The organism is bacterium (assembly GCA_030247525.1).
GTDB lineage: Bacteria > Electryoneota > JAOADG01 > JAOADG01 > JAOADG01 > JAOTSC01.
The window spans coordinates 1-9,502 of sequence record JAOTSC010000133.1; the positions used below are offsets into that span (position 1 = coordinate 1).

Here is a 9,502-nt window from a genome sequence, read left to right on the forward strand (position 1 = left end):
ATCGGATTATTAATCCGATACAAACTAAGTATCGGCTGATTCGTAAGAACAGATATCGTTCATTCAACGTTACCGACTCTTCGGGTCGTTACCAAAGCTCACAGAAACCCATTCAACGGCGCTTTTAAATCGAGCTTGAATGCGAAACAGATTACCCACAATAGCTAATCGTGTTAACACAAACGCACATATATTCATTTCAAAGCATCATCATGGATCTGGATGTTTCTTCACATGGGCAGATTTGTAAAGATGGCTTTGAGTGGTTTTACTAACCGATAAGATTCGCTACCTTTGTGAAGGTACAACAATCCGATTGGGAGAATGAAATGATACTGTCTCACAAAATATTAGACGTAACGGGTGTTATTGCATTTGTAGCCCTACTACTTAGTTTGTCTGGATCAACGCTGGCTCAACCGTTAACCGGCAACAAGACAATCGGGGGAACTGCACCGGATTATGCTACCTTCACCACTGCTGTATCAGATTTAGCTTCGCGCGGAGTCGGGATGGGTGGTGTAACGTTTCTCGTCCGCCCGGGAACGTACAATGAGGTGGTAACACTTTCCAGTATCAATGGCTCCTTCGACACTCCGATTGCTTTCCAACGGGAATCGGGAACGGTGACAATTGCTGCAACCGGCACTAATCTTGCCGATGCGGTCGTACGCATTATTAGTTGCCAATACATAACATTCATTGGCATTGACGTGCAGAATGCCGGTACGACTACCGACAATTATGTCGAGTATGGTTACCACATAACGAACAGCTCAACCGATAATGGTGTGGTTGGTTCATCGCACATCACTATTCAAAATGCGGCTATCTCAACTTACCGGCTGGCAACGGCGGCGACAGTAGGAGTATATCAAAATCCTGCAGTGACGCCAACTTCAATTGAGGGCTCGAATCGCGATAATCGCTATTTGAATCTCCAAATAACGAATAGCTTCAACGGGGTTTACTGTGTCGGGAATGCCACCTACCACGACGCCAATATCGAAATTGGCAGTACGGAAATGGGGCTCGATTTTAGTAACCGGTTCCAAGTGGGCGGCTTCGCCGATGAGGATATGGGTGGCGCTAACTCAACCAATTGTTATGGCATTTATGCGACCAACGTCGAAGGTCTTCGCATCCACGACTGCGATATCCGCAATATCACTGCTACGAACAGCGGTTCATCGGTTAACGGAATTTACGCCTCGAATTTGTACACCACCGAAAATTATATCAACAACAACCGGATTAATAATATTCGCAACAATTCCACTACAACGACTACCGCAACTGTCTACGGTATTTTTGTTTCACCGCCATCCGGTGCGAATGAAGTGCGGGTGTATAACAACTTCGTGTCTAATTTAAACCAATCGCGCACTACCGAACAGACAAATATGCGAATCAACGGTATTCTTTGTACAGCCGGAACATCAGGTGGTGCGATGTGTTACATCGCGTACAATTCGGTGATGTTGAATCCAATTACTATCGGCGGCTCGAATACCTGTTTATATATCTTGTCGGGACCCGCAACCGTTAACAACAACGTCCTCGTCAATCGCACGGCAAATCAGACGACCGCCCGTCATTTTGGAATATATGCACCTGGTTCAACAGCAATCACTTGCGATTACAACGATATCTTTGTACAAAATTCAGGGAATGGCTATACCGGATATCGAGGAGCAAACTATTTAACATTGGCAGAGTGGCAGATCGGTTCGGGTGGTCTTGATATGAGTTCGATCTCTGCTGATCCCATGTTTGCCAGCGAAGCAGCAGGTGATTTGCATATCGCAGACAATGTTGCCTCACCGCTTGAAAACATCGCGACGCCGCTTGGCTGGGCGGCAATCGACATCGATGGCGATGTCCGCTCGTTGGTCGCTCCGGATTTAGGAGCGGATGAAGAAAGCGTATTGCTGCCGCCCGATGCGCCGGTTGTGAGTAATGTCGGTTACGAGAATGGAAGTATCACAATCTCATGGGAAGCTGTAACCAGCGCCATTGGTTATAATGTGTATCGTTCTATTAATCCCTATTTCGTGCCAAGCGAGAGTACGCTGTTAACATCGTTGGGTAGTGTAACAACCTACTCCGAAACGGTTGTCGAACTCGAGCAATATTATCGCATCACCGCGGTGAATGGCACCCCAGTAACGTCACGAGCGCCGTGACCGATAGAGATAAATTGAACCTGCGATGCTAAGAATTCCTAATAACGAGAGCGTACCAGTAACGAGGCGGGTACGCTTCATTCCCGCTTGAAAACCTTGCATATAGCAATACGTGCGGGCGAAGTACCACGGGTTGCCGGGCCAATTCCAGTCGCCAACAGCTTGATACCATTTCAGCTTGCCTCGCGGCGGATGCGCGCCGTGCCACCAAAGCGTATCCGTTGTATCGGCGGTTGCAACAAACCCTAATCCCCGCGTGCCAGTCTTCCCCTCTAAATTCCAGAATGATAGAAATTGTTCACGAACAAGCGCGCGCTCCATCGTCTTCTGTAACGTGTTGCGAATCCAATCCGGTAAGATCGTCACCGTAATCGAAAACGCAACTGGTTCCGGTTTGCTTCTTGTCGAATCGTGCTTGATGCGTTCACCATTCTTGTCGAATGCAATCGATATGCCGTAATGCGGTTTTCCATTTTCGATGAATTGGTGAAAGGTTGCCCGGCGGGTAATCCAATCGAGTTTACTTTTCTGCTCATAACTCTGGAACCAACTCCGGAGCGAATCGCGGGGGTGCATCGACAATCCGCGACTAAGTTGCGCGGTATTCGGTAGCGATAACACAACGCCGGCTACCCCATCGACTCTCGAAAGCGAATCCAAAACTGCTTTATCGTTATTGGTGCGGGCGTACACTCTACCATAGACCTCTAACACCGAGACAATCCGTTCGTAGGGACGATTCGCAATATCGCCCATCGCGAGAATCGCTTGGATGTTCGCTTCCCGGTACGGCGTCATCATATTAACTACCATCGAAACACCGGTGTTGATGCTAAGCAGAATGTACACGACTCCGCACAGCAGCGTTACCAGCAACGAAGAAATCAAGAGCCATTTGCGTGGTAGTTTTGGTTTAGCTATCGGATTCGTTTCCGTTGCGGGAGTATGATCAATTGAGGATTCATCGGACATGACACGCCTCTTGTTATGAAGAATAGTGATGTAAGGTAAGCTACTACTCATTTTATAGAAATTCAAGAAAACAAAAAAGAGGTGACCTAAGGCCACCTCTCTTGATATTCAAATTGCCTTGCTACTGACTGTTTTCGGCGGCGAGTTTCTCCAGTTTCACGATATCAATTCCATCGAGCAATTTATACAACGGTTTCAATTCATCAGTATTGGAAGACTCCAGCGTAATCACAAACCGATTCGCGGAAAACAAAGTAAGTTCACACGATTTTGCATCGTGGTTTACCCGCTCGATGCCACGCCAACTCTTTATCTTAACCGTTTTTTCGTATCCGGTTTCGGTTTCCTGCTCAAAGTCAACCAATGCAACACTGGCTAAAGCAGCATACTGCATTGTGCTCATATCGATGATTTTTGCCGTTAACGTAATCTCCGGAATTGTATCCTGTTCCGGTTTCACGAAGTTTACGGTTGCTTCTGATACCGCGTAACCCATCGCGTTGGCAGTCGTACCCGTCGGTTTTGAGCGGGTGAAACCGTCGGGCGCTGCGGTTGGCAGATACTCCTGCAATTTCTTAAACGAAATCACCTTCGCTTCGGTTTCCGTTTGTGCGAAGGTTACGAAACTCATCGCAGCCATTAATACAAAAACTACTAATGTTTGCATTGTCTTCCCCTCTCTTGATAAACTTACTTCTTCACTGAAATTGCCATCGGTTTCTTGCATTTTTCAAGTTGCGGAACAATCTCTTCGGCAACGCCATCGATAACGATGCGCAATTCGTTCCAACGGACGTGTTCCCGCGCTACTCGCAACAGATCAGCTTTCGTAACTTGATCGATTTTCGCTCGATAGTTGGTTACACTTTCCAACGGCAAGCCGTGCGAGAAGTTGATGGTGATTTCGGAAGCCGCCGCCGTAGTCGTCTCAAAAAATAATGGATAGCTGCCGCAGAGATACGATTTCGTATCGAACAACTCTTTGTCGGTCGCGCCACGCTGTTGAAACTCCTCGATGATTTCGATGATACAGGAAATCATCTTATGAGTCGTTTCAGTGGCAGTGGCTGTACTTATCATAAACGGCGACTCGCCAAATTCTCGACCAAAACTCCCGCCGATACCGTATGTTAATCCGTGCTTCGCCCGGATAATTTTAAAGAAACGGCTCGACATTCCATTAAACAAAATCTGTTCGAGTACCTGTAAAGCATAATAGTCGGGGTGTTTGCGTGAGATACCGCGATGTCCTACACCAATGGTCGCCTGCTTCGCATTCGCCCGATGCAATACTTGCGCACGGATACCGTCACTGACAGTTTGCGGCTCAGTTAGCGCTGATAGATCGTGTGGTGAATTACCGTTGATAAATAACTCATTCAACACCGAGCGCCACTCGTTCACGCTACAATCGCCGGTAACGACGAGGTAACATTTTGATACATCGGTAATATGCTGCCAATGCGCTTGTAACATCTCATTGGTTGCCAGCGCTATCGATTCGCGGGTGCCTTCTTCCGGATGTCCGAGTGGGTGATCGCCATAGATGAATTTCCGGAAAGCATCGGATGTATGCCAATCGGGTGAATCGTACTTAGTAGCAAATTGGGCAAGCAATAACTGCCGCTCACGCTCACACTCTTCCGGAAGGAAAAGCGGGTTTTGAATGACTGCAGCAAGATACTCCATCAACTCAAACCGATGTTTCGATAAACCGCGCACTCCAACGATATTGCGATAGTATCCAGCACTGGTATAGAGCGAAGCGCCTTTTTGCTCGATGCGTTGTGAGAACTCACTTTTGCCAATTGGATTGCCCTGAAGGACAACACCATCGCGCACAATGTCGGCAGCTAATGATAGGCAGCCACTCGCATTGGCGGGATCCAGCAATGTGCCTTGAGGATTGATAAACATGGCATCCCAGACCGGCACTTCCCGCCGTGGCATTACCAACACATGCATTCCGCAATTCAAAGTGAACTGATCGAAATCGGGGAGATGCAACGGGGAAGTATCATACCATTTCTTCGGGAGAAACTTGGGAACAACATCCAGTGTACGGGTTGAGCGTGTTGTTTTGTTTCGGGTAGCCATTACTGATTTGCCCCCTTCTCCGCACTATGGTTGGGAAACACCTGAACGATCACCGATTGATCGTGGTCGAGATACGATTTGGCACAGCGTTGAATGTCAGCAAGCGTTACCCGTTCAAGTTGTTCAAATTTCTTGAACGCATTCCGGTAATCGCCAGTATCGTTTTCGTACAAACCAAGCAGTGTACCTAACCCCGAAGTAGTCGTGAGCTGCCGTAGACTGCTTGCCGCATAATAGTTACGGGCTTTTTCCAGCTCAGGCTCCGATACCCCTTCGCGCTGGATCCGCTCGATTTCTTCCCAGATCGCTGCTTCGGCTTGCGGCAGTTCAATTCCCGGTTGCAACCCGGCTTCGACGAACATCAGCCCCTGACCGACGAGCGACAAACAACTTGCATAAGCGTTACGGGCGGTGCGATCCCGATACACCAATCGTTGATACAGCCGACTCGATTCACCCTTACCCAAGATATCCGACAATATCAGTACAGCAGGAAGATCGGAATGAGTCAATGGCGGAATCTTGAACGTAATCGAAACACTTGGCAGCTCCGAAGGGAATTTGTGTGTAATTCTTCGCTCACCACGTTGCGTAATCTCTTGCATATACGGCTGTGGCGGCGTTGGTTGGGCGGGAATCTTTCCCCAGTACTTGCGCAACAACTTCAGAGCTTGCGCCGAGGTGAAATCACCGGATATCACTGCGACCACATTATTCGGTGCATAACGCAGCCGGTAGTATTCCTGTACATCATCGAGCGAGTAATTCTTTATATCGTGCATCCAACCGATAACCGGCCACGAATAAGGCGACGAGCGAAAACTATTGATAAGGATCTGTTCGGTGGTTGAGCCGCCTAAAGAATTGTCGTACCGGCGCAACCGCTCCTCCGCCACCACTTTCTTCTCATCCGATAAAACTTTTGGATCGATGCGAAGATTGGCAAATCGTTCCGCTTCCAGATGTATTGCCAATTCGAGTTTATCGCTCGTCATGGTTTCAAAGTATACGGTGTGATCGTAAAACGTATAAGCGTTCAGCAAACCACCATTTCGTTTAACAATGTTGGCGTGTTCTTCGGGTCCATACTTGAGCGATCCGCGAAACATCATGTGTTCAAATAGATGGCTGATGCCAGTAATTCCGGGACGTTCGTTCCGGCTGCCGGTTTTTACCCAGAACTGCGTCGTAACGATAGGGGTGGTATGATCGGGAATTAGCAATACCGTAAGTCCATTTCGTAATCGATAGCGTTCGACCCGATTTTGGAGCGCTTTTAGCGTGTCGCCAGCTTCCCAATGCAGTTTTCTTGGTTTTGTTCCAGTCTTGGCTGATGACAGCGTCGGTCGTTGAGGTTGTGTCACAAATCCTTCCCTTGGGAAATGTATTAACGTGAATAACGAATTCTCGTAATATTTTGTGTAAAATACCGCACAAGACTAACATCAGCAAACGTTTTTCCTGTCGCGGCAAAATCGTTATCTTTTTAAGTCGTTTTCCGAAAGTCATTTATGTAAAGGGAACCTATGAACGTTTCGATATCCCGGCAATTAGCCCGTTTCGCTCTTCAGTTACGATACGAAGACCTTCCTTCAGAAGTTGTTAACGAAGTGAAACGTTATATCTACGACTCCGTTGGTTGTTCGTACGGTGGCTATCACACCAAAGATGTAAAAATTTTGCTTGACTTGTACCGGACGATGGGGGGAACCGGTGAAGCGACCATTCTTGGTTACGGCGATACGATGCCGGCAGTGAATGCGACGCTGATCAATTCGCTCATGATTCGCGCCCTCGACTTCAACGATATTTATTGGCGAGAAGACCCCTCCCACCCCTCCGATATTATTCCGGCCGCTTTGTCGGTCGGTGAATTGGTGAATGCTTCGATGAAGGACGTCATCGTCGCCATCGTTCTTGCCTACGAGTTTGAACAGCGGCTATGCGAATTTGCAGTACCGGGTGTCCGCGAGCGGAAGTGGCACCATGCGACACTTACCCAGTTCGTGTCGCCAATTGTCGCCGGGAAATTGTTGGGTCTGACCGAAGACCAGATGGTGCATGCCATCGGCATCTCTGGCAGTCACAGTCACACCATCGGTTGCCCCACCGCCGGCAAATTGACAATGATGAAAAACACCGTCGATCCGATGGCTACGCAAGCGGGTGTGTTTGCCGCACTGATGGCGCAGCGAGGTTATACCGGTACCGAAGCGGTCTTCGAAGGTAAAGAAGGATTCATGGATGTCTTCGGTCCCGATTGGAATGTCGAAGCGTTGGTAGGCAATTTTGGCGAAAAGTACAAGATTCTCGAATGCGGCATGAAAGCATTCCCCACCGAAGCGCTTACTCATACCCATATCACAGCTACGCTAAAAGTTGTCAAAGAGAACGACATCAAGCCGGAAGATATCGACGAGGTTATCGTAACGACGATTGCCCGCGCTTGCGATATTCTCTTCGACTCGCACAAGTACGAACCGGAATCCCGCGAAACCGCCGATCACTCGCTGCCGTATTGCATCGCCCGCGCGATTCTCGACCGAAAAATCACTACTCAATCGTTCAGCGAGGAGAAAATACACGATCCGAAATTAAAAGATGTGATTCACAAAATCCGCGGCGATGCGAGCATCGAGTTTGAACAGATGTTCCCGGCAAAACAACCATCGCGAGTTACAATCAAAACGAAGGACGGTAAGTCACACTCGGTCTACCTCGAGTATCCGAAAGGCGATCCCCGCGAACCGATGACGACGGATGACATTGAGATTAAATTCAATTCGCTCTCGGCGAGTTTGCTTTCGAGCGAACGTCAAGCGGAAATCAAACAAATGATTTTTGAAGCCGAGCGGTATTCGATCCGGGAAGTGATGAAGAAACTGGTTGTGTAGTCGATTCATCGCAAGTTCTGATACAAAGAAAAGGGGCGTAGTAATCATACGCCCCTTGTTCTTTTTAACGATTATGTGTTCATTTACTCGGCGGTTTCCGCTCCATAGCCCAAGTGGTTGCACACTTTCGGATCGCGGCGTTCTAGTTCACCCGCCAAAGCATCCAGGACATCGGGATCGACATCCATTTGGATGAAGCGATATTTTTGTTCGCTGGCGTCGACAAATTCCAGCAAGCGAACTTCGCGTACAGCGTCGCTTGCCGCATTCCGTTCCCACAACATCAGCGCAATTCGCATACCGGGCGCTAAACTGCGGAACATTCGCTGAACCGCATCGGCAGGCGCTCCGGGCGGTTCTTCTCCAACGGGAGTCAAGCCGCGGCGGATTAGTTTCTCGCCTAATCGCAACGTCGCATACTTCGCATGGGTTTCGGGATCCTCAATGTCGTAGTCGCCATCGGCGAATTCTTCCTGCCGGGCAGCGTCGAGCCGCAACGCAAATTCCACTTTGTATTGCCGGAGCGCAACTTCGTGTTCGTCGGGACGTAATGCCGGGAATAATACGACGTCGCGAATCGTCGGTTGATTGAGCAGCCACATGCACAACCGGTCGATTCCCATTCCAAGACCAGCGGTCGGCGGCATTCCGCATTCGAGGGCGAAGAGGTAGTCTTCGTCCATCGGTTGCGCTTCGAGATCGCCACGGGCGCGGTTGGTGCGTTGTCCTTCAAAGCGGCCGCGTTGATCGTCGGGATCGTTCAATTCGCTGAAACTATTCGCCAGCTCTTTTCCTCCGACGATTACTTCAAACCGTTCGACCAATTCCGGATCGTCGCGATGGCGGCGGGCGAGCGGTGACAGCGACAACGGATAGTCCATCACAATCGTTGGTTGAATTAAATTCGGTTCGACCAATTCACCGAAAATTTCGTCGAGCAGTTTTCCTACCCCGGCTTGCGGCGGTACCGGGATCGAACGCTCGCGCATGACGGCAATCAGCTGCGTCTCATCGGCACGCTTCAAATCCTTGCCGGTTGCTTCCTGCAACAAATCGAAAAACTTCTTTCGCGCCCACGGGCCGGCTAACTCGATTTCGCTGTCGTTGAAGGGAATTTTTGTTGAGCCGTTTACTTCCTGTGCGATGTAGGAAACCATTTCCTCCAGTAGATTCGCCGCATCGTTGTAATCGGCGAACGCCCAATAGAATTCGAGCATCGTGAATTCAGGCGAGTGGAAACGGTCGACCCCTTCGTTTCGAAAGTCTTTGGACACTTCGTATACGCGCGGCATCCCGCCAACGATAAGCCGCTTCAAGTACAACTCATCGGCGATGCGCAAGTACAGTTTCTGT

The 9,502-nt window shown here is 49.1% G+C and carries 7 protein-coding genes; 2 read left to right on the forward strand and 5 right to left on the reverse strand.

Translation table 11 applies throughout. The features are described 5' to 3' along the window. The first annotated feature begins 329 nt into the window (after positions 1 to 329). The gene (locus OEM52_11430; protein MDK9700746.1) at positions 330 to 2,186 is read left to right on the forward strand and encodes a hypothetical protein; all 1,857 of its coding nucleotides are present in this window, start codon (positions 330 to 332) and stop codon (positions 2,184 to 2,186) included. Here OEM52_11430 and OEM52_11435 read toward each other — a convergent pair. From OEM52_11435 to OEM52_11450, 4 genes are all read right to left on the reverse strand, one after another. Then, on the reverse strand, positions 2,172 to 3,158 hold the full coding sequence (locus tag OEM52_11435; protein ID MDK9700747.1) for a hypothetical protein: 987 nt from the start codon (positions 3,156 to 3,158) through the stop codon (positions 2,172 to 2,174). The genes OEM52_11430 and OEM52_11435 overlap by 15 nt on opposite strands. Positions 3,159 to 3,279: 121 nt before the next feature. Continuing rightward, positions 3,280 to 3,825, reverse strand: coding sequence for a hypothetical protein (locus OEM52_11440; GenBank protein MDK9700748.1), 546 nt, complete (start codon positions 3,823 to 3,825; stop codon positions 3,280 to 3,282). A 23-nt stretch (positions 3,826 to 3,848) separates the two neighbouring features. Beyond that, positions 3,849 to 5,255 (reverse strand): insulinase family protein, encoded by a 1,407-nt coding sequence (locus tag OEM52_11445; protein ID MDK9700749.1) that lies wholly within the window; start codon positions 5,253 to 5,255, stop codon positions 3,849 to 3,851. Beyond that, complete coding sequence (locus OEM52_11450; protein ID MDK9700750.1) at positions 5,255 to 6,619, reverse strand: insulinase family protein; 1,365 nt, start codon at positions 6,617 to 6,619, stop codon at positions 5,255 to 5,257. Before OEM52_11450 ends, OEM52_11445 begins: the two co-directional genes overlap by 1 nt. Positions 6,620 to 6,781: 162 nt before the next feature. Between OEM52_11450 and OEM52_11455 the strand changes: the two genes are divergently transcribed. Beyond that, a complete protein-coding gene (locus OEM52_11455) occupies positions 6,782 to 8,149 on the forward strand; it encodes an MmgE/PrpD family protein (GenBank protein ID MDK9700751.1) in 1,368 nt (455 codons plus the stop codon). A gap of 83 nt (positions 8,150 to 8,232) precedes the next feature. Here the strand turns inward: OEM52_11455 and OEM52_11460 are convergent. Next, a partial coding sequence (locus tag OEM52_11460; GenBank protein ID MDK9700752.1) for a hypothetical protein occupies positions 8,233 to 9,502 on the reverse strand: 1,270 nt, incomplete at its 5' end.

What these genes read in the sequence shown, in the direction of transcription:
- OEM52_11430 (MDK9700746.1), top strand. Translation starts at nt 330, where the DNA reads ATGATACTGTCTCACAAAATATTAGACGTAACGGGTGTTATTGCATTT.
- OEM52_11435 (MDK9700747.1), bottom strand. Translation starts at nt 3,158, where the DNA reads ATGTCCGATGAATCCTCAATTGATCATACTCCCGCAACGGAAACGAAT.
- OEM52_11440 (MDK9700748.1), bottom strand. Translation starts at nt 3,825, where the DNA reads ATGCAAACATTAGTAGTTTTTGTATTAATGGCTGCGATGAGTTTCGTA.
- OEM52_11445 (MDK9700749.1), bottom strand. Translation starts at nt 5,255, where the DNA reads ATGGCTACCCGAAACAAAACAACACGCTCAACCCGTACACTGGATGTT.
- OEM52_11455 (MDK9700751.1), top strand. Translation starts at nt 6,782, where the DNA reads ATGAACGTTTCGATATCCCGGCAATTAGCCCGTTTCGCTCTTCAGTTA.